The sequence below is a fragment of the Anaerolineales bacterium genome, from assembly GCA_015075725.1.
In the GTDB taxonomy this organism is placed as follows: Bacteria; Chloroflexota; Anaerolineae; order Anaerolineales; family Villigracilaceae; genus Villigracilis.
The window spans coordinates 4,714,892-4,735,634 of sequence record JABTTV010000001.1 but is presented as its reverse complement, the minus strand read 5'-3'; the positions used below and the strand labels follow the sequence as shown (position 1 = coordinate 4,735,634).

23 protein-coding genes and 1 tRNA gene are annotated in these 20,743 nt (G+C 54.7%); 11 read left to right on the top strand and 13 right to left on the bottom strand.

What is annotated here, in order from left to right:
• The first annotated feature begins 44 nt into the window (after positions 1–44).
• Both HS100_22750 and HS100_22745 read left to right on the top strand, forming a co-directional pair.
• The gene (locus tag HS100_22750; protein ID MBE7436749.1) at positions 45–425 is read left to right on the top strand and encodes a transposase; all 381 of its coding nucleotides are present in this window, start codon (positions 45–47) and stop codon (positions 423–425) included.
• On the top strand, positions 422–994 hold the full coding sequence (locus tag HS100_22745; protein ID MBE7436748.1) for an IS110 family transposase: 573 nt from the start codon (positions 422–424) through the stop codon (positions 992–994). The genes HS100_22750 and HS100_22745 overlap by 4 nt, the downstream gene beginning before the upstream one ends.
• Positions 995–1,061: 67 nt before the next feature.
• On the opposite strand, the gene HS100_22740 is transcribed toward HS100_22745, so the two are convergent.
• The 3 genes from HS100_22740 to HS100_22730 form a co-directional block, all read right to left on the bottom strand.
• The gene (locus HS100_22740) at positions 1,062–1,916 is read right to left on the bottom strand and encodes a hypothetical protein (GenBank protein ID MBE7436747.1); all 855 of its coding nucleotides are present in this window, start codon (positions 1,914–1,916) and stop codon (positions 1,062–1,064) included.
• A gap of 170 nt (positions 1,917–2,086) precedes the next feature.
• Positions 2,087–2,803 (bottom strand): hypothetical protein, encoded by a 717-nt coding sequence (locus HS100_22735; GenBank protein ID MBE7436746.1) that lies wholly within the window; start codon positions 2,801–2,803, stop codon positions 2,087–2,089.
• Positions 2,793–3,128: a hypothetical protein gene (locus HS100_22730; GenBank protein MBE7436745.1), complete on the bottom strand. Its 336-nt coding sequence runs from the start codon at positions 3,126–3,128 to the stop codon at positions 2,793–2,795. The genes HS100_22735 and HS100_22730 overlap by 11 nt, the downstream gene beginning before the upstream one ends.
• A 484-nt stretch (positions 3,129–3,612) precedes the next feature.
• On the opposite strand from HS100_22730, the gene HS100_22725 reads away from it, so the two are divergent.
• From HS100_22725 to HS100_22700, 6 genes are all read left to right on the top strand, one after another.
• Positions 3,613–3,699 (top strand) — tRNA-Ser (locus HS100_22725).
• A gap of 456 nt (positions 3,700–4,155) precedes the next feature.
• On the top strand, positions 4,156–4,542 hold the full coding sequence (locus tag HS100_22720; protein MBE7436744.1) for a hypothetical protein: 387 nt from the start codon (positions 4,156–4,158) through the stop codon (positions 4,540–4,542).
• Positions 4,543–4,879: 337 nt separating this feature from the next.
• A complete protein-coding gene (locus HS100_22715; protein MBE7436743.1) occupies positions 4,880–6,133 on the top strand; it encodes a hypothetical protein in 1,254 nt (417 codons plus the stop codon).
• A gap of 102 nt (positions 6,134–6,235) precedes the next feature.
• Entirely contained in the window at positions 6,236–7,087 is an 852-nt protein-coding gene (locus HS100_22710) for a hypothetical protein (protein MBE7436742.1), read from the top strand.
• 1 nt (position 7,088) lies between these two features.
• The gene (locus HS100_22705) at positions 7,089–7,907 is read left to right on the top strand and encodes an NAD+ synthase (GenBank protein MBE7436741.1); all 819 of its coding nucleotides are present in this window, start codon (positions 7,089–7,091) and stop codon (positions 7,905–7,907) included.
• Between the two features lie 35 nt (positions 7,908–7,942).
• Positions 7,943–9,229 (top strand): MFS transporter, encoded by a 1,287-nt coding sequence (locus tag HS100_22700; GenBank protein ID MBE7436740.1) that lies wholly within the window; start codon positions 7,943–7,945, stop codon positions 9,227–9,229.
• Between the two features lies 1 nt (position 9,230).
• Here the strand turns inward: HS100_22700 and HS100_22695 are convergent, their stop codons facing one another.
• The 10 genes from HS100_22695 to HS100_22650 all read right to left on the bottom strand — a co-directional run bounded on the left by HS100_22695 (position 9,231) and on the right by HS100_22650 (position 17,641).
• A complete protein-coding gene (locus HS100_22695) occupies positions 9,231–10,115 on the bottom strand; it encodes a hypothetical protein (protein ID MBE7436739.1) in 885 nt (294 codons plus the stop codon).
• Entirely contained in the window at positions 10,105–11,004 is a 900-nt protein-coding gene (locus HS100_22690; protein MBE7436738.1) for a 1-acyl-sn-glycerol-3-phosphate acyltransferase, read from the bottom strand. Before HS100_22690 ends, HS100_22695 begins: the two co-directional genes overlap by 11 nt.
• Positions 11,001–11,204 (bottom strand): ATP-dependent Clp protease adaptor ClpS, encoded by a 204-nt coding sequence (locus tag HS100_22685; protein ID MBE7436737.1) that lies wholly within the window; start codon positions 11,202–11,204, stop codon positions 11,001–11,003. Before HS100_22685 ends, HS100_22690 begins: the two co-directional genes overlap by 4 nt.
• 111 nt (positions 11,205–11,315) lie before the next feature.
• Positions 11,316–12,137 carry an aldo/keto reductase gene (locus HS100_22680; GenBank protein MBE7436736.1) on the bottom strand — a complete coding sequence of 274 codons (822 nt, stop codon included), beginning with the start codon at positions 12,135–12,137 and terminating at the stop codon, positions 11,316–11,318.
• Between the two features lie 19 nt (positions 12,138–12,156).
• The gene (locus HS100_22675; GenBank protein ID MBE7436735.1) at positions 12,157–12,549 is read right to left on the bottom strand and encodes a RidA family protein; all 393 of its coding nucleotides are present in this window, start codon (positions 12,547–12,549) and stop codon (positions 12,157–12,159) included.
• A gap of 68 nt (positions 12,550–12,617) precedes the next feature.
• On the bottom strand, positions 12,618–14,627 hold the full coding sequence (locus HS100_22670; GenBank protein ID MBE7436734.1) for a cation:proton antiporter: 2,010 nt from the start codon (positions 14,625–14,627) through the stop codon (positions 12,618–12,620).
• Between the two features lie 114 nt (positions 14,628–14,741).
• A complete protein-coding gene (locus HS100_22665) occupies positions 14,742–15,302 on the bottom strand; it encodes a 2-oxoacid:acceptor oxidoreductase family protein (protein ID MBE7436733.1) in 561 nt (186 codons plus the stop codon).
• A 93-nt stretch (positions 15,303–15,395) separates the two neighbouring features.
• Positions 15,396–16,163, bottom strand: coding sequence for a 2-oxoglutarate oxidoreductase (locus tag HS100_22660; GenBank protein MBE7436732.1), 768 nt, complete (start codon positions 16,161–16,163; stop codon positions 15,396–15,398).
• A 71-nt stretch (positions 16,164–16,234) separates the two neighbouring features.
• Positions 16,235–17,347 carry a 3-methyl-2-oxobutanoate dehydrogenase subunit VorB gene (gene vorB / locus HS100_22655; protein ID MBE7436731.1) on the bottom strand — a complete coding sequence of 371 codons (1,113 nt, stop codon included), beginning with the start codon at positions 17,345–17,347 and terminating at the stop codon, positions 16,235–16,237.
• A 51-nt stretch (positions 17,348–17,398) separates the two neighbouring features.
• Positions 17,399–17,641, bottom strand: a complete 243-nt coding sequence (locus tag HS100_22650; GenBank protein ID MBE7436730.1) for a 4Fe-4S dicluster domain-containing protein — start codon at positions 17,639–17,641, stop codon at positions 17,399–17,401.
• A gap of 264 nt (positions 17,642–17,905) precedes the next feature.
• On the opposite strand from HS100_22650, the gene HS100_22645 reads away from it, so the two are divergent.
• From HS100_22645 to HS100_22635, 3 genes are all read left to right on the top strand, one after another.
• Positions 17,906–18,154 (top strand): hypothetical protein, encoded by a 249-nt coding sequence (locus tag HS100_22645; GenBank protein MBE7436729.1) that lies wholly within the window; start codon positions 17,906–17,908, stop codon positions 18,152–18,154.
• A gap of 92 nt (positions 18,155–18,246) precedes the next feature.
• Positions 18,247–19,455, top strand: coding sequence for an acetyl-CoA C-acyltransferase (locus tag HS100_22640; GenBank protein MBE7436728.1), 1,209 nt, complete (start codon positions 18,247–18,249; stop codon positions 19,453–19,455).
• A 51-nt stretch (positions 19,456–19,506) separates the two neighbouring features.
• Positions 19,507–20,715, top strand: coding sequence for a hypothetical protein (locus HS100_22635; protein ID MBE7436727.1), 1,209 nt, complete (start codon positions 19,507–19,509; stop codon positions 20,713–20,715).
• The last annotated feature ends 28 nt before the right edge of the window (positions 20,716–20,743 follow it).

Genomic DNA, 20,743 nt, shown 5'->3' with positions numbered 1-20,743 from the left:
ATACTAGCGTGGGCTCAACTCCATTATACGGAGAGGAGGAAGAAATGGCAACAAGTAGTGGAAAGTACGTAGGGATCGATGTGTCGAAAGACAGGTTGGATATTGCGGTACTGGGGGAGACCAAAGCCAGCCAGACAGGGAACGATGAAAAAGGGATAGCCGGACTCATCCGGGATATGAAAGCCCTCGAGCCCGAACGGATCGTCGTGGAAGCCACGGGCGGCTACCAGCGGGCGGTGGTGGCAGGCTTATTTCGGAAAGGCTTGGCGGTCGCAGTGGTGAACCCATCCCGGGTGAGGCAATTCGCGCGCGCGTGCGGTCTGCTGGCGAAGACGGACAAGCTGGATGCCCAGATCCCGGCTGTATTTGGAGAGCGGGTGAAACCGAGGTTGTACGAGGGAAAGATGAGAAGGAACGGGAATTGAGCGGGCTGTTGGTCAGACGCAGGCAATTGGAGGAGATGATAAAGGCAGAAAAGAACCGGTTGCGGACGATCCAGCCCAGTTTGCAGGCTTCGGTGGAGCGGATCATCCATTGCATACAGTCAGAGAAGAAGGATGTGGAGGAGGATCAGATCGGTGTGTTTATTGCAGGGCAGGAAAAGTGGCAGGTGGGACGCAGGATATTGGCGAGCGCACCGGGCGTGGGACCAGTCGCCACAGCTACATTCTGGCGGACCCTGCCGGAGTTGGGAAAGATGGACCGGAAGAAGATTGCGGCGCTGGTGGGAGTGGCGCCGATGAACCACGACAGCGGCAGGAAACGAGGCTATCGCAAGACCAAGGGAGGACGGGCAGATGTGCGCAGTGTCTTATACATGGCGACCCTGGTGGCGTGTCGTTACAATCCTACGATCAAGGTGCAGTACGAGAATCTGTTGAAGCGCGGCAAGGAGAAGAAGGTGGCGCTGACCGCGTGTATGCGGAAGTTTCTAACGATCTTGAACGCGATGATGCGAGATCAGGTCCCGTTCAGGCAGAGGGTCATAGTCTGAGACGGACTGGTCTTCCCTTTAATGGTGGTTTTGCTCTTGACTTTCAAGACAGTTGCTGCACGCTTTGTTAGGTGGCGGTAAGTTTTGCACGTAAACTTTTTTCAAGCCTTCTATCTACCTTCCAAATATCCAAACCGTAAGAAGCTCCATCATTTGTCTTCTCAAATTCAATCTTGATATGCCCATAGAATTTTTTTGGCTTTATATCTTTATTGCTTAGTTTTCCATATATTTCAATTACGACAAAGAATTCTGTATTTCCATTTTTCATGCTTTTATATTTTTTGTCGCAGATATTGAAATCTTGGACAGCGCAAGAATGGTCATCAAAATCAATACCCAATCTGTATACTCGTAATGTCTCTAATCCTGTTCTAGGTCCAATTTTAATTTCGCAGTTATTGTTGTTTTTCCATCGGAGCCTCTTATTGCTAATACGTTCAAAAAACCACGATGTTAAGTCAACAAAACCCATTTCAGAATCGCGAACATATATTGCCCTTAATACCGCATAACATTCAGTAAGTTCCTCATATTCGCGATTAATTATTCTTAGGCTAGCATAGTTAAATTCAATTTCTTTTCTTAAATTCTCGTCAAATACGGATTCGATGTCATGAGTATGCGCTGGCAGGATATCAATACTTTCTGGAACTTGCTGACTTAGCCAAATACAAAATGCTCCAAAAAACTGAACGAGAATAACAATCAAAAAAATAAAAACAAAAACCAAGCTGATGTATTCAATGATGTGCAATGCTGTATCTAATTGAGCGCCAGGTATGTTAGCCATTTCTGCTTTTGAAAAGAAAGGCAAAACAAGACCTGCGGCAGCTATGATTGCAGCTAAGAATCCGTTGTATTGGACACTTTGAAAGATATCGCCTAGCAACTTGAGTGAATGACGTAAAATGCGCAACATAACTCTCTTTTGTTTATTGTCCTAGCAAGTAGCCACCTAACGGTTGGCGTTACCCGCGCTGGGGTGGACGGTGGAACGCCGTCCGATGTGGAAACGGCTGAGGCGTGGACAAACGCTTGAAAACGCACAGAGTCCCCAGCGTCGGGTGCACGCTATGTTAGGCGGCGGTTTTATTTTACAATCTTCTTCGGTTTCGAGACTCTCAAGGGTTTCCATTTATAGCTCTCAGGCGGAGTAGTACCAAGCATGTGATGGTATTTCCCATCCGCTCGCAACGTAAAGACCTTACCCGATGGCTCATACAGTAACCAGAGATCGACATTCTTTTCATAATCTTTGTGATTTGGAATAACTTCTAACCTGCCTCCCAAATCAAATTCAAATACAGAGACCAGTGAATCATTTACGCTGACCTTTGTAAGTGCCTGCCCATCGATGTCAATCAATGCTTTTTTGATAGCACGCCGATTGGATTCGTGATTTGCCAATTCCCGATTATTCAAAAAGATATACCAATCGCAAATGTAGATCCAAAGATGCCAGTCGCCCCGAACATACACAAATCGTCGAGCAGCATTTCGTCTGACGCTTTCGGCAGCCTGTTCGGAAACTTCGTGCGGTTCAGTGATATGGAGAGAAGGCTGTCCAAACTCAAATGTGAGAAACGAGCCATACCCTTGCTCAACTTGCCAACACGGTTTTCCATAGATGGGTTGAAAAATAGTATTGATGACGAACATCTGTAATTGACCCTTTGCATTCCCGTGATTATCTACTCGTGAGCCGCCTAACGGACTGGCGTTAGTGGCAAAAGCGGGAGGGCTTGGATAATTTTCAGATTTCGCCACAGCCCGCTTTTGTCCACTGCACGCATTGTTAGTTTTCATTCTCGACTTTGAAGCCACCATGTTTTGCAATGACTTCATCAACGATAAAAACAGGAACGTAACCATAAACCGTATCAGTGGGGCGGTCTGCTTGCTCGGCAAACTCCATAATAAGCGGCTCGGCTTCGCTCGGATAACCGATTTCTACTTCGGAGTAAAAAGCGGCGTCATTGATACGTGGTGTGCAATAGTGACTACTTGAAACTTGAACCGACATATTGAAGCCATCGGCGCAGACCACGCGGGGCGCATGTTCGCGGTATTCGTAACCGCCTGCCAATTCTTTTACTTGCATGTTTTCTTTCAAAAACTGGTTGATATTCATTTTAGAAACCTTTCTTTTTGCAAGATGAAAACTAACTAGATACTCGGTTGAGCTCCTCAACATAACTACCTATGGACAGAAACTCTCGAGAATGGTGTAAAATACTGGCAGCCCTCAGTCTAAAAAGCACAACCACTTAGCACTCCACCATTATACCGACCCCAACCACCAAGTCAAGCACCCATCGCGAAAAGATCCTCGACCAGCCTTTCACCGAACTGGTCGAAACCCTGTCGAAGCGCACCTCCTACAGCGCCGGGGCAAGGCGGTCAAATCCCCAATCTCCAACCCCCAATCCTCCAATCTCCAATTCTCCAATCCTCCACTCTCCACTCTCCACTCCCCAATCCTCCAATCCTCTAATCTCTAATCCCCAATCCTCACACATTCCGCCCGCACAAATATCCGCTGTAGATTTTCAGGTATAATTTCGCTCGCTCACGTGACACAACCTGACACCTGAAACGTGACACGTGACACTTTCGGGGAGGTGCCAGAGTGGTTGAATGGGACGGTCTCGAAAACCGTTGTGGGCTCCGGTCCACCGAGGGTTCGAATCCCTCCCTCTCCGCTAAAGGACTTGGCATATTGTCGAGTCCTTTTTATTTCCACCGAGCGCCCCCGTTGAGGGGATGATATTACCCTTCGGGTACGATGTCGAATCCCTCCCTCTCCGCAGAAGAGTCCGGCTCGATGAGTCGGGCTTTTTATTTCCACCGAGCGCCCCCATTGAGGGGATGATATTACCCTTCGGGTACGATGTCGAACGCCTCCCTCTCCACTGAAAGTCCGGTTTGCTTGTCGGGCTTTTTCCATTACACCTCTTGCATAAGTGCTCACGCCGCAGTCCCCGGCGGTGGGGATGCCGCCTCGAGCAGGATAAAACCGCGGCTTTTGCAGGCAGTCTTTACATGCATTCGCCTTATTGAATTCCACCAGGCAGAGTTGTACAATCTTTATGGATGTGCTGCGGAAAACCTTGGCAGTCCCGCGCCCGCATGCGACGGATCGAAAACAAGGAGAGACCATGACCGAAAATACGGAAGTTCAACCCGCGCTCGATCCCCGGAAAGCGTCTCTGAACAAGAATTTGGAGACTGCCGCCTGGGGCTTTTTCCTCATCATGCTCGGCGGCTTCATGTTCGTCCCGGAGTCCGTTGTCAAAAGCGGATGGTGGTCGATCGGCGTCGGCTTAATTCTGCTGGGCTTGAACGCCGCGCGCTACTTCAGCAGCATTCGCATGAGCGGCTTCACGACATTTCTCGGCATCCTGTCGCTCATCGGCGGGATTCTCGAACTCGTCGGTGTCGGAGGCATCGGGGGTGCGGTCTTTCTGATCGTACTGGGCGGCTACCTGATCCTGAAGCCGTACTTCGACAGGCAGGGATTGTTCGGCAAGGCCGAACAGAGTTGATCGATCATTGGGGGATGAGTTTCACGCAGCCGTCATTTGACGGATATTTTTGTTTTAGATTGGACCTCTTGCATAAGTGCTCCCGCCGCCGGGGACTTCCGCCTTGGGCAGGGTAAAAAATTTGACTTTTGCAGGAGGTCTTTTTGTCGCGTCGGATTAATTGCGGTGGAGATTTTCGGTCCGCCAGGGATTCGGGTCCCTCCTGCTTCCTTGATATGCCGGTTTGCAGATCGGGTTTCTTACTCCTGCCCCGGTCATTCTAATTTCAAAGTTGTGAAGTAAAGACCATACCAATCCCACTATAATCGGGCAAATTCATCGGATAGGAGTTCGTGCCATGCGATCGAGATCTTTTGTGCGAGTTTTATTCATTTTTGTCTTTTTGATTTCCGCCTGCGGGGGAGGCGGCGCTCCCCTAACGGAAGAGTCAGCGCCCCCGACGCAAGCACCGGCTCCGGCGGAGACTGAAGCGCCAGCCGTCCGCTCGGGAAACGGTACTGCAGAAGTTCAATTGACCATCGCCAACCAAACTGCTGAAACGCTCGATGTTATATGGGTGGACTTCGATGGCGGCGAAGAATCGTTCACTCAATTGCCTCCATCCGGATCGGAAACGATCGGTTCGTACAGCACCCACGTTTGGCGCGTGTATGACGGGACCGGGAATTTGATCGGCGAGTTCACCCTGACGGAAGACGCGGAACAATACTTTGCGGTCTCAGCCGATAAAACCCTCGCCTCGCTTCCACCGCCCACGCCTGCTCCCGTCGCTCCGCTCGGTGAGCGTTCCTACGCCGACCGCCCCGACGATGCCCCCGGCATGTATCAGGTGCATTTCCTTTACGTGCTTCCCGCCGACGGGACCGATTACCAGCGCGACTTGGATGGGAAGATCGATGTCACTGTCGATACGGTCAACGAATGGTTCGCAGGACAGTCCGGCGGTTCAAAGTTTCGCTTCGACACCTATCAGGGCGAATTGGATATCACCTTCGTCCAGATCGGCATGACCAGCCGGCAGGTCATCGATGCGTCTGTTTCGCAGTATGGGGGCAAGTATTGGATCCGCGACATACTCGAAGCGGAACTCGTAAAGACCCGGCTTTTCCAGCCCGGGAAGATCTACGTTTCCATGTTCGAGATCACCAGCCATCCCGGCACCTGCGCCGATGCCGCCCATCCCGATGATTTGATGGGGCGCATGGCGGGATTGTATACCTCCGCCGTTTTGGATGACGGTTATGACTGCGCAAGCGAATCGTTCGGCGCGGGGAACACCTATACCGACATGGGCGTGATTCACGAGATTGTTCACACGCTGGGTTTTGCCGCTTCTTGCGGCGCGAACCCGACCAGCGCGGAAAACTTCAGTCATACAGGCGACGACAATGCCGATCTCATGTGGGCGCCGGATGCAGGTTCCACTCTTTATTGGGATTCTGATAATATGACCCTCGACCCCGGCAACGACGATTATTACGATCACGACATCCCCAATTGTCCCGACCTCGCCGACAGCGCCTTCCTCGAACCGCTTCCCGCAGATCCACAAACACCTCCCGGCTGGCCCTCGGAATGGAAACTGCCTTAACCATCGCATGAATACAAGTCCCGCAGAACAGAGTCTTCGGGACTTTTCTTTTCCCTCCCTTGCATGGCTTTGCCGGATTTTTTTAGTGGTAAGATTCGCCCAATGAAACTCAATCTTGCCCTTGCCCAGATCGAGACCAAACTTGGGGATGTCGATGCCAATCTCGCCAAGCATCTGGATTACATCGAAAGGGCAAAGGCCGGGAGAGCCGACCTTCTTGTCTTCCCCGAACTTTCACTGACCGGTTACGTCTTGCAGGATCTGGTCGCTTCGGTCGCCCATAAACCGAACGAAGACGATCCCGTCTTCAAGCCCCTCCTCGACGCCTCCCGTGATCTCGACCTCGTGGTCGGCTTTGTCGACGAAGATTCCCGTCACCGTTTTTTCATCGCCTCCGCCTATCTCTCCGGCGGGAGGTTGATCCACGTCCATCACAAGGTGTATCTCCCGACGTACGGGCTCTTCGATGAGGGACGCTTCTTCGCCTGGGGAGATTCGATCCGCGCCTTCGATACCCGCTTCGGGCGCGTCGGCATGCTCATCTGTGAAGATTTTTGGCACGCCTCGCCTCCGTACCTCCTTTGGCTCGATGGCGCCGACATCATGCTTTTCTCTTCCGCTTCGCCGGGCCGCGGCCTGAACGACAGGGAAAAACTCGAATCAGCCCGCTGGGTCGAACGTGTCAACAAAGCCTACGCCAGCATGTTCACCGCCTTCGTCACGCATACGAATCGCGTCGGATATGAGGATGGTCTGCACTTTTGGGGCGGCTCGACCGTCTTCGACCCGAACGGCGAGGAACTCTCGCATGGTCCCTACAACGTGGAAGCGGTCACCTTCACCCAACTGGATTTGAATCAACTCCGCCGCACCCGCGCGCGCCTGCCTTTGCTTCGCGACGAGCGCACCTCGCTCGTCCAAAAGGAATTGAACAGGATTCTCTCCCGTGGTTGACCTGAACCTCTCCATCAACACCGACCTCGCGCGCGAGATCCTCACCGGGTTTATCAGGTCCGAGATCACGCGCATCGGCATGAGCCGCGCCATCCTCAACCTGTCGGGCGGCTTGGATTCGGCCTTATCCTGCGCGCTTGCCGTCGAAGCCCTCGGCGCAGAGAATGTCGTCGCATTGCGGCTTCCCTATCGCGCTTCTTCCCCCGATTCGCTTGCGCATGCTCAGCTGTTGATCGATCAACTCGGTATCGCAGGCAAAACGATCGACATAACCCCGATGGTCGATCCGCTGATCGAACTCGAACCGGGGATGTCGAACGTCCGCAGGGGCAATATCATGGCGCGGGCGCGCATGATCGTTCTCTACGACCAGAGCGAAGTCTTCAAAGCCCTGCCCGTCGGCACAAGCAACAAGACGGAAATTCTTTTGGGGTACAGCACCATCTTTGGCGACTCCGCCAGCGCGATCAACCCCATCGGCGATCTCTACAAGACTCAGGTGCGCCAGCTCTCCCGCTCCATGGCCATCCCCGCGCCCATCATCGATAAGCCCCCGTCTGCCGATTTATGGGAGGACCAGACCGACGAAAAGGAACTTGGCTTCACCTACGACGATGTCGATAAACTCCTCTACCTTTTGGTGGACCAGCGCTATAGTCCGCGTGAGGCGGTGGAGGCGGGCTTCGATGCGAAATTCGTCAACACCGTCATCACGCGCGTCCGCCGCTCTCAATTCAAGCGCATGCAGCCGCCCATTGCCAAGGTCAGCAATCGCACCGTCGGCTACGACTTTCTTTATCTCCGTGACTGGGGAACATAACCTTCAACTTTCAACTTTCAACCTGGCATCTCCAAATGCACATCCCCCCATCCCTTAAACATAGAAAATTCTTCTACCTTTGGCTTGGCCAGCTCATCTCCATCACCGGCACGCAGATGCAGCTCTGGGCGCTTTTCTGGCACATCAACTCACTGGACAAGAACCCGATCGCTCTCGGCGGGATCGGCGTTGCCCGCATCGTGCCCGTGGTGCTCTTTTCGCTGATCGGCGGCGCGCTCGCCGATTCAGTGGATAGACGCCGCGTCATGTTCATTACCCAGAGTTTCGCTGCGCTTCTCGCCCTGGCGTTGGGCTTGCTCACCCAATTCGGGCATGTCACCATCTGGTACATCTATGCCATCACCGCCTTGCAGGCGGTCGCTGTCGCCTTCGATGGACCGTCACGCCAGGCATTGGTTCCCAACCTCGTCCCCAAACAGGATCTGCCGAACGCGTTCAGCATGACCTTCACCGCCTTTCAGGCAGGCGCGGTGATCGGTCCCGCCCTGACCGGGTTTGTCATTGCTTCGATGGGGCAGGAGGCGGTCTATTACTTCAACGCTGTATCCTTTGGCGCGGTGTTGGTCGCCCTCTTCATGATCGGTGATGTCCCGCAGATGATCTCCGAGAGATCGGCCGGCATCACCCTGGATGCCATTGCCGACGGCATTCGATTCATTCTCGCCAAACCGATCATCTTCTCCACCATGATGATCGATTTCGTTGCGACATTTTTCGCCTCGGCGAATACGCTCATGCCCATCATCGCCAAGGAAATGCTGGATGTGGGCGTGGTCGAATATGGCTATCTATCCGCCGCCTCGGCTGTCGGCGCGGTCGCGGTTGCCCTGGTCATCTCACAGGTAAGGGAAATTCGCAGGCAGGGATTCGTGTTTCTAATCTCCGTGATCATCTTTGGCATCGCGACCATCGTCTTTGGCACGACCAGATCGTTCCTCGTGGCATGGCTTGCCATCGCCGTCACCGGCGGCGCAGATGGGGTCAGCACCATCGTCCGTAATACGATTCGCCAATTGCAGACTCCCGACCATGTGCGCGGGCGCATGACAAGCATCAACCAGATATTCTTTATGGGCGGTCCCCAGCTTGGGGAGATCGAAGCGGGCACGGTGGCGCAGTTCTTCGGCGCGCCGTTTGCGGTCGTCACTGGCGGCATCGGCTGTATCGTCGGCACGCTGCTGGTCGTCATGAAATGGCCCCAACTCAAGGATTACAACGGGGACGAACCCATCGAGGCGGGGAATCTGCCGGGCACCTCCACCGGCGCTTCGTTGATCGCCAACCGCGTTCGCAAACAGTGAGTTATTTCCTAACCAAAAAATCCAACTGGTGCGCGATATACGTCAACTCGCCGCGTTCGATCTGCCGACGGCGGGCTTGCAGCCATGCTTCCAATTTTTCTTCCGTAAGTTCGGTGCAGGTCCACACCGATTGCTCGAAGAAGTGCAAAATGAAATGCAGGAAATATTCTTCGTCCGGCGGATACCCTCCGTTGCGCGGATGCACCACCCAATCGGATGATCCTGCCGCAACGATCTCAGCCCCTTCCTGTTTCAAATGCGAGAACATCAACCGCCCGCTGTGGCTGCTGCCGCCCGTCGGACGCGTATCCATCGTCGAGTGATAATGGCTCTCGATCAACGCATCCAGCTTTTCATCGATCAAAGGTTCCAGCGTCGTCACCCCGTCAAAGTTCAACGTCAGCCATGCCAGTGAATTCGTAAGCGTAAGCAGTTTGCTCAAACTCCCCGGCATGGGCAGCAGGTCCAAAAAGGCGTGCGCGATCAGTAGATCGGCAGGCGTTTTATTTTTCTGGATGAAATCGAAGACGTCTGCGCATTCCAAATGGATTTGGACATCCCGAACCTCATCGAACACCCGGATCTGATTCGGCGCGCTTCGTTCCACGCTCAAGCCTGCTTCTCCCGCCCATTGTGGAATCCACGCTGATGCAAAGTCGATGTTCCCCGCCATCTCGTCCACCAGCACGTAATCCGTCTCGCGCAGCATATCCCAGCGGGTGAGCCGCCGGATCATCGTGCCGATTCCCGCGCCGACTTCGATAATGCGAATGGGACTCTCCGGCAGCGACGCCTTCAATGCATTAAAGACATCTTTATTGAGCGCGCGGTCATCCACGCTTTGCTTGGACAGTAAATATCGGGGAAAGGAATATTCAATCGCCATGGACTGCCGAGACCCCGTCATCGTTTGGTTTGTTTTCGATCAACCCGCGCATGCGTTGCAGCACCGCCGCGTGGATGGCTTGCGCTTCCGTCGAACCGACTTCTTCGAACGTGATCGGCTTGGCAAAGCGGACGTGCGGCGTGGTCGGGCGCGCATCCCGGACCACCATTGCCAGCAATTGCAGGGCGGCGGCGAGTTTTTCGCGGTCGTAACGCTCGCGTTTAAGACGCGTCAAAAAGTGGCGGGCAGTGGCATCCCAGATGACCCCGCTCACGAGGGTCGGGACAATTACCGCATCCCGGGCGAAGCGCAGAAAGACACCGGCTGAGTCGGTCCACTCATGCAATGAATCCAGTGCGCCATCATAGACATCCGGGTCTGGTTCGATCTTTCCGGCAGGGAAGGTCAGCGCCGCGCCGCCGTTCTTGAGATGGGCGGAGACCTGCCGCACCGCGTTCATGCGTTTGGCGGGGTCATCGTCGATGAAAATAAGTTGACGGGTCGTGTTCTGCAGCGATTCGAGAAACGGACGTTGAACGGCAATGATGCGCAGATCGTGTCGGTTGATGGCGGCGAACAGCGCCAGCGTGTCTGCCATGCCGGGATGGTTGCTGAGGAAGAGGGCGGGTTTATCAGCGGGTACATGTTCGCGCCCATGCACGCGCGCATCGCGGACGTAATGGGTTTTCATGAGTCGCCGCGCGGCTTCGGCAAGGTCGCTTTCGCCGACGCTCTCGTCAAAACCCAGCATCTGGCGGGCGAACTTTTGCGCGGGCTGCGTAAAAAGCCTGCGCAGCCCATGCGCCAGCGGCGGGATGTTCTGCCAGCCAAAAGATGACACGAGGTCGTCGAGATTGATCTCTGTGAGGGCTTCGAGGTTCGATGTCATTCAGGTTCTATGGTGAACTTGAGAGGGTAGCCCTCCATACCCGCGGCTTGATGCGCCCCGGCGACCCGCTTCTCCGCCTCATTCCTGGGCAGGGTTTGCACGTATGCCGAGCCTTTGACGTGCGCCGTCAGCATGATCTCGGCGGCGCGGTCGTTGCCGAGAAAGAAGATCTGCTTGAGGACTTCGACGACGAATTCCATGGGAGTCACGTTGTCGTTATGGATGATGACCGCGTACAGGGGTTCGAGTTCGATATCGCTTTCCTCGATTATTCGTATTTCAGGAAGCGTTTGCAGGATGGTTTCCACTTTCTATTTTCCGAGGCTGTCCAGTTGTTCGAGTTCGGCAGGACTCAATTTGATATCCGCCGCTTCATAGTTCTCGCGGATATGTTGGGGATTGAAGGACATGGGAATGGCAATGACCCGCGGATGGGAAATTATCCACGCCAGCGCGATCTGATAAACATTTGCCTGATGTGCCCTGGCGATGGATTCAAGCGTTTTATTCGAGCGCAGATTCCCTTCGTCCACCGGGGAATAAGCGGTGAAGAGGATGTCGTTTTGCTGGCAGTATTCCAATACGCCGTTCTTTACATTGGACCGGTCCGAGATGCTGTAGGGGACCTGATTTGTGATGATGGGTGACTCGGAGAGTTCCTGCGCCAGTTTCAGCAGCCTCAAATTGAAATTGCTTACGCCGAGATGCCTGACCTTCCCATCGCGGACAAGTTTGTTCAGCGCCTTGAAGGTTTCATCGTATTTCGAACCTCCATGCGGCCAGTGGATAAGATAAAGGTCGATGTAGTCCATCTGCAACCGGCGCAGGGAGTTTTCGCAGGCGCTCAAAACGTCGTCGTATCTCAGGTGGCTGGGCGTCACTTTCGAAGTAATGAACACGTCTTCCCGTTTTGCGCCGAAATCGCGGATCGCCTGTCCGATCAATTCCTCGCTGTGGCCGTCTGCATACATCTCGGCGGTGTCGAAATGGGTATAGCCGATTTCGAGCGCGCTCCGAAGGGCGGTCATCGATTTTTCGTCCAGCGAGCGGTTCGGGGACGAATTTCCGCCGATGCGCCATGCCCCGAAACCGATCTTGGGCAGGGTGATGCCGTGGGTTGTTTCGTGTTTCATCCCTTGATTGTACCCAAACTTAAGAGGAAAGGACCGCCGTCACTTCGATCTCGATCAGCAATTCGGGATCGATCAGCCCGTTCACTTCGATCATGGACGCGGCGGGTTTGACCTCGCGGAAGAATTCCCCATGCGCCCTGCCGATCTCCTCCCATTGGGAAATATCCGTGGTGAACATGCGGGTGCGGACCACATCACGGAGAGAGGCGCCCGCCGAAGCCAGTGCTTTTTCGATCTTCTCGAAGATGAACTTTGTCTGTTCGTATGGGTCGTTCGCTCCGACCACGTTCCCATTCTCATCGATCGCTGTCGTGCCCGCAACCTCGATGAGGTTGCCGATTTTTACCGCCCGGGAATAGCCGATGATATCCTCCCACTTCGCGCCTGACGAAATGTTTATTCTGTTGTTCATGGGCTCCTCGTTTCTAAATCGAAGTCGACTTTGAAAATATTTTCCTTCCCGGTCGTCAAGGAAACATGTCATTCAGTCTCGTTGCCCCTGACGGCCTGGAACAACCGTTCCACGTCTTTGATCTGTTCCTCCTCGCCGATAAAACCGATGCGGTCGTTTGCCTCGAAGGTCGTTTGAGATTTCGGATTTGCCATGACTACGTTCTTCCGCAGGATCGCCACAATGGATGCGCCCGTCCGCGCACGCAGGTCGGCTTCGGCGATCGTCTGACCCATCAACGGGCTGCCCGGTAACAACGTCAGCCAGGTGACGCCGATGCTCTGGGTGGCATGGATCAGGTCGTGCAGGGAGCGGTGTTCCTCTTCCGTATTCACGTGCATGTCGTAATGGTCATGGCGCACGGCATCCATGTACTGAATGATTTCCTGCAACGGATAGTCCAACTTCAACAGCGTGTGGCGCACGATCTCAAGGCCGCCTTCGAGTTCGGGATGTATGACATCCTGTGCGCCGAGTGCGGCGAGGCGTTTGATGCCTTCTTCGGTGGTGGCGCGCGCGATGATGGGAAGCTCCGGGGCGAGGTCGCGTGCGGCGGCAACGACCAGTTCGCTGGCGGCTTCGTCGGGCCCGGCAACGACGAGCGCACGCGCATGTTTCAATCTGGCGTGCGTTAGCACTTCGGAGTTTGACGCGTCGCCGTATAGATTTGGAATACCGAGTCTGTTCAACTCGTCGATGTTTTCTGCATCCGAAGCGATCACGAGATGCGGGATGGACATCTTTCCAAGCAGGTTGGAGATGTTTCGTCCGACTCTTCCAAAGCCGACGATGGCGACATGACGCTCGACCTTTTCCTCCGTTGGAGGCGTGAGCGGGCGATGACGATCCACCAGCCGCCACAAGGCTGGGAATTTTTGCAGCCACCTCTCGGTCGGAGAAATGAGGCGGAACATCATCGGGTTGATGATGATCGACAAAAGCGCTCCCGCCAGGATCAGGGAGTACTGGTCTCGATTCAAGATTCCAAGCGCGATCCCAGCCTGACCTAGAATGAAGGAAAATTCGCCGATCTGGCTCAAACCTGCGGCGACGACGAGGGTGGTCCGCGCCTGCCAGGGGAAGATCGAGCCGAGCAGGAAGGTGATGATGGATTTACCGATCACGATCAAAACCGTAAGCGCCAGCACTTGGCCGAGATTGTTGAAAAGATAGACCGGGTTGACAAGCATGCCGATGGAGACAAAGAACAGGACGGCGAACGCTTCGCGGAACGGGAAGACATCTGCGCCGACCTGGTGGCTGAGCGGCGATTCGCTGACCACAACGCCTGCCACGAACGCGCCAAGCGCAAACGATACGCCGAACAATTCCGCCGCGCCCAAGGCTGTTCCCAGGGTTATGGCGAGAATTGCAAGAATGAATAATTCACGCGAACGGGTATGCGCGATGCGAAGGAGGATCCACGGGATGAGCCGCTTCCCGACAAAAAACAGTAATACAACAAAAACGCCTGCTTTCATCAGCGTCAACACAAGCGACTGCCAGTCGAACGCGCCTGTTGTGGCTGCCAGAGTCGGCAGGAGCACCAGGATCAGGACCGTGGCGATATCCTCCAATACAAGCCACCCGACCGCGGCTTGCCCATGCGGTGTGCTGAGCAGCGCGTTGTCCATCAAACCCCGCAGCAGGACCACGGTGCTCGCGATGGAGATTGCCAACCCTAAAACGATCCCCGATGACGCTTCCCAGCCCCACCCGCGGCTGAGGAAAAATGCCAGCAATGTTGTGAGTGTCATCTGCCCGAGCGCGCCGGGGACGGCGATGGCGCGTACCTTCCAAAGGTCGTTTAGCGAAAAATGCAAGCCAACGCCGAACATGAGGAAGATAACGCCCAATTCTGCGAGTTGACCGATCGTTTCGGTATCTCCGACAAAACCCGGCGTGAAGGGTCCGATTGCGATCCCGGCGAATAAATACCCCACGATGGTCGGCAGGCCAAGCCTGCGTGCGATGACCCCGCCCATAAAAGCCACCACCAGGGCAACGACGATGTTGATGATCAATGTGATTTCGTGCATGTCTCCTCCATATCCTATTAAGTTATCTCTCGGCTCGACAGGGTCATTTTACACAAAAAATCCGCCAGACGTGGTATCCGACGGATTTCCAAAAAGTACCGCTGTTTTCTTTTGTTAGGCTGGAATTTTATCCCACTCTTTCTGTGCATGTTCGAATCCGCGTTTCAGCGCCTCGAAGTTCTTCGGTAATAGATGTTTGTGGCGTGCGGGCAGATGACCTTCGAGTGCCTTTTCCACATCCTCCAATTTGACCTCGGTCAAGGCGGTGAGCAGCGCCCCGACCGCCACCATGTTGAGCAATTTGCGGTCGCCGATCTCCTCTGCGATCTCATTGCAAGGGACGAGGATGACGTGAATGTCAGTCCTTTTTGCGGCGCGGTCCACCATCGATCGATTGACGATCAGCGTGCCGCCGGACGCGAGCAATTCCTCATATTTATCGAACGAAGGCAGATTCAGCGCGATCGCGAGCGGCGGATTCTTTACAGTGGGCGAGCCGATCTCGCGGTCTGCGATCACAACAGTGCAGTTTGCCGTGCCGCCGCGCATTTCAGGACCGTAGGAGGGGATCCATGTCACATCCAGGCCGTTGTCCATGGCGGCGTAGGCAAGCACCTGCCCGCCAAACAATACGCCCTGCCCGCCAAAACCCGCGATGATGATTTCTTTTTGCATAGGTTTCTCCTGTCATTGCGAGGGCACCAGCCCGATGCAATCTCATTGATCGGGGATTGCTTCGTCGGGAAAAGCACCCTCCTAGCCATGACATCAAATTTTTATCTGCTTGATCGCATCGCTGATTTTGTAATCTCCCAGCGGAAATGCGGGGATCATGTGCTCTTCGACGAACTTCAACGAGTTGACCGGCGTCATGCCCCAGTTGGTCGGGCAGGTGGAAAGCAGCTCGACCATTGCAAAGCCGAGTCCGCGCACCTGGGTTTCAAACGCGGTGCGGATGGCTTTCTTCGCGAGGCGGATATTTTTCGGGTCGTGCAGGGAACGGCGCACGCAATATCCCGTGCCTTCGAGTGTCGATAGCATTTCAGACATCTTGATCGGGTAGCCCTGTGTTTCCACGTCGCGCCCATTCGGCGAGGATGTCGTCTTCATGCCGGGCAGGGTGGTCGGCGCCATCTGCCCGCCTGTCATGCCGTAGTTTGCGTTGTTGATGAAGATCACGGTGATGTTTTCTCCGCGCGCCGCGGCATGAACGATCTCACCCATGCCGATCGACGCCAGGTCTCCGTCACCTTGATATGTGAAGACAACGCGGTCTGGCAGGACGCGCTTGATGCCGGTCGCCATGGCGGGAGCGCGCCCGTGCGGCGCTTCGACGAAATCGGTATCGAAATAGTTGTACGCGAAGACGGCGCATCCCACCGGCGCAACGCCGATGGTCTTATTCACAACTCCCATCTCTTCCAACACTTCCGCAACCAGTCTGTGTGCCACGCCATGCGTGCAACCCGGGCAATAGTGGGTGGGCATTTCAGTGAAGGCTTCGGGCCTTTCGTAAACCAGGTTTTCAGTTGCCATATTGATTCCTCAATTGATTCATCCGCGTGGTCGGCGTTCTCTCGAGCCGACGGCGTGTAGGAGAACGCACCTTACGCGGCAGCAGTCATCCTTGTCAGCCAGGATTCTCTTGGGTCGGTGCGGACCGCCAAAGTTCCAGAGGTGAGGCGGTGAATTTCGTCCAGGATTTCATCATGGAAAGGCACCACGCCGCCGGGCCGTCCGTAGAACTCGACCGGGACCCGTCCACGGACCGTGAGCAGGACGTCATCGAGCATTTGCCCCATGTTCATCTCTGTGACAAGAATCGCCTCAGCCTGACCCGTAAGTTGGTCCAGCGCTTCATGCGGGAACGGGCTGACAGTGATCGGTCTTAACAAGCCGACCTTGATACCCTGCGCGCGCGCTTCACGCACAGCGGATAGCGCGACACGCCCCGCCGTGCCAAAGCCGATGACGATATATTTTGCATCTTCGAGGAAATATTCCTTGTAGCGGACCTCGCTGGCTTGTACATCCTTCCAGCGTTTGAGCAGCCGCAGGTTCGTCTTCTCTTCGTCGTATGGGTTGAGATAAATGGATGAAAGGATTCTGCGTTCGCGGTTCATCGCCCCATCGGTTGCCCAATCGAATCCTTTTCGATGGATTTCTTTCAGCGCGGGCATCTCGGCAGGTTCCATCATTTGCCCGACGGAGCCGTCCAGGATCACCATGGTGATCATGCGATATTTTTCGGCAAGGTCGAAGGATAATCCCATCAGGTCTATCGCTTCCTGCACGGATGCAGGCGCGAGGACGATTCGTGGATAATCGCCGTGACCGCCGCCGCGCACTGCCTGGTTGTAATCGCTTTGGGCTGGCGCAATATTTCCCAAGCCCGGTCCGCCGCGCATGACGTTTACCAGGACGGCTGGGATCTCTGTCCCGGCTATATAGGACAGTCCTTCCATCATAAGGCTCACGCCCGGCGAAGAAGAGGAAGACATGACCCGCACGCCTGTACACGCCGCGCCATAGACCATGTTGATCGCGCCGAGCTCCGATTCGGCTTGCACGAAAGTGCGTCCGAGTTCGGGCATGCGGCGCGAGAGAAATTCCAGGATTTCCGTCTGCGGGGTGATGGGATAACCGAAATACGCTTCAAGCCCCGCGCGGACGGCTGCTTCTGCTATGGCTTCATTGCCTTTCCATAATTCTTTTGGCATTCGTTTCTCCAAAAAAGTAGGGGCACGAATATCTTGCCTCTACAGATATCATCACGCAGGGACAGGGGCGGCTTTGGTCGTTTCACGGAATACCGTGATCGCCGCATCCGGGCAAACGATGGCGCAGATCGCGCAGCCCGTGCAGCCTTCTTTGAATGTATGAGCAGGGTGATATCCCTTGGGGGTGAGCCGCGCCATGTCCAGTTCCATCACCTCCTGCGGACATGCGCTGATGCAAAGTTCGCATCCTTTGCAGTATGTATCGCTGACTTCGATCCAGCCTTTGACAGCCATTGATTCTCCTTTGGCTTGCAGACCCGGGGTGTTTTGCAGCCCATCAGGGTCTATTATAAGATTAGGAAGTATGACAAACTTGGGCGGATTTCTCCGCCATTCCTATTATGATGTTATCAGAAGAGGGAGAGTAGTGCCAAGCGTCACCCGCAAGGCGTACAAAGGTCATTAGCTTTTGACGCCTTGTTTTTTCACCGTTTTGCGCGCGGTCTTTACCTCTTATCGGCTCGCAGCAGGTATAATTTTTCGAATTTCGGAGGCTTAATGGATACGTTGAAGGAAATGTTTCTCGCCCTGGATACCATGATCCTTATCGCGCTGATCTTTGGAGCTTTTATTGCGTATGAAGTGTATTCAGGCGAAGTTCCACTGAGGTGGTTTGGTGCGATACGACGCGATGGCAACCCCCTTTTTTACTGGCTCTCGATATTGTTCCATCTGGCGATCCTGGCGCTCATTGTCCACGCGTGGATGAATGGAGCGAGAATCCCGGTGGCTGAATTGTTCGACTGACCCGAACGCTGAATGATCACAGCGATGGATCGAACTCCATCGCTGTTTGTTTTATGGGTGGTAGAATCAAGGTATGAAAACCCGGAGGTTCAATGACTGAAGTTGTCATCATCGATGCTGTTCGCACGCCTGTCGGGGCATTGGGCGGCGTCCTCTCATCCGTGCGCCCTGATGACATGGCTGCGCACGTGATCAAAGCCATCCTTGATAGAAATAAACTAGACCCGGCATTGATCGAAGAAGTGTTCCTGGGCTGTGCCAACCAGGCGGGCGAGGACAATCGCAATGTGGCCCGCATGGCTTCCTTGCTTGCAGGTCTTCCCGTGGATGTGGGTGGCGTGACCGTCAACCGTTTATGTGCATCGGGTTTGAATGCCATCAACATGGCGGCGCGTGCCATCAAAACCGGGGAGGGGGAGGTGTATATCGCGGGCGGGGTCGAATCCATGAGCCGCGCTCCTTATTCGCTCCCCAAAGCCGAGGCGGGATTTTCGTTTGGAAACCTTACCGCATACGATACGGCATTGGGCTGGCGCTATCCGAATCCCAAAATGAAAACCATGCACGGGACTGAATCAATGGGCGAGACGGCGGAGAACATCGCCTTGGAACGTCCGCACATCACCCGTGAAAGACAGGATGCCTTCTCGTTGCGCAGTCATCAACGCGCAGTTGCCGCCATCGACTCGGGACGCTTCAAACAGGAGATCGTTCCCGTCGTCATTCCGCAGAAAAAGGGCGACCCGAAAATAATCGACACGGATGAACGTCCGCGCCGCGATACTTCAATGGAAAGCCTCGGCAAACTCAAAGCCTCCTTCCGTGATGGGGGGACGGTGACCGCGGGGAATTCATCTGGATTGAACGACGGAGCTGCCGCATTGTTGTTGATGAGCGTTGAGAAAGCCGCATCTTTGGATCTCAAACCGCTTGCCCGCATCGTGACTTCCGCCGCAGCCGGTGTGCCGCCCCGTGTCATGGGGTATGGCCCGATCCCTGCCTCGCGAAAAGCGCTCGATCGGGCGGGATTGAAAATGAAAGATATTGGTTTGATCGAACTCAACGAGGCCTTTGCCGTTCAATCCCTTGCTGTGATGGAAGACCTCGAACTTGACCCGGAGATCGTCAATGTCAACGGCGGCGCCATCGCCATCGGGCATCCGCTTGGCTGTTCGGGTGCGCGCCTTATGACCACCCTTGTGCATGAAATGAAGTTACGCGGAAACGCCAGATATGGTTTGGCGACCCTTTGCGTGGGAGTCGGTCAGGGCGAGGCGACAATTATGGAATACCTTGGTTGAATTATCGGGCAGTTTGGTAATCCCTTCGTTCCAGATTGCCAAAGGAGTATCATGAAACGTTTTATCACTTTAGCCTTACTTCTTTCCGTGCTGATAAACGCGTGCGCACCGGAGGCTCAGGTCACGCAAGTGCCGGAGTTGATCCAGCCGACCGCAACACCGATGGGGACGGAAGAACCGCAGGTCCAGCCACTCGCTCTTGAAACGCCGCAAGGGACGCCATTGCCTCCGGCGATCGACGCGCCGTTGATCGAATCTCCATCCATTTTGAACATCGAAATGTTGGATGAAGTATTTGGCTGGGCGGTTACAGAAGAAGACATCATCCGCACGAACGATGGCGGCGCGACCTGGTACGATGTCACTCCTCCGGATTTGGTTGATGCAGGCTATCTCGTCTTCATCGATATCCTCGATGCTGAGCGCGCCTGGGTGCAATCTCCCGACATGAATCGATATCCCAATGGCGGCATGCTTTATCGAACGCGCGACGGGGGGCTCACCTGGGAAACCTTCGATACGCCTTTCAGCGGCGGCTCCATCCATTTCCTCGATGAAAATAACGGCTGGGTGATGGCGGATCTCGGCGTGGGCGCGGGTTCGATGGCGGTTTCGATCTTCAAGTCAGCGGATGGCGGCGCGACCTGGGACCGGGTCTACACCAACGATCCCAATCTTGAGGGTGCGGGAGAGTCGCTTCCGCTTGGCGGCATCAAAAATTTCATCCTGCCGCTCGATGGGACCACAGCCTGGGTGGGCGGAGTGATCTACGCGCCCGGAGCGGTCTACCTATATCGGAGCGGAGACGGAGGGAATACCTGGTCGAACATCGAACTTGTATTGCCTGAAGGGTCCGCTGAAAGTGAGTTGAACGTCGTCGATATCGAATTTATCTCACCGACGGATGGCTTGCTCGCCATACGCAAATCGGCTGAAACGCCGGAGATCCTTGTTTACCGAACCACCGATGGCGGGAACACCTGGGATCGAATGGATGTCGACTTCACCGGGTACGGGATTTTGGAAACCCCATCATCGGCTGAATTAATATTTTATGCGGCTGACCAGTTCTACGTCACGAACGATGCGGGGGCTACCATCCGGCAGGTTACCCCGGATATTCCCTTCGGCACTTCCATCGTGGATATGAGCTTTGTCAACTCACAGACTGGATGGGTTGTGTTTGCCGATGCGAACGGTATGCGGATCCTTTACAAGACGACAGACAGCGGCGCGACCTGGATCCAACAGGCGCCTTAAACTTATCGATACATTTCGCCGAGGAGAG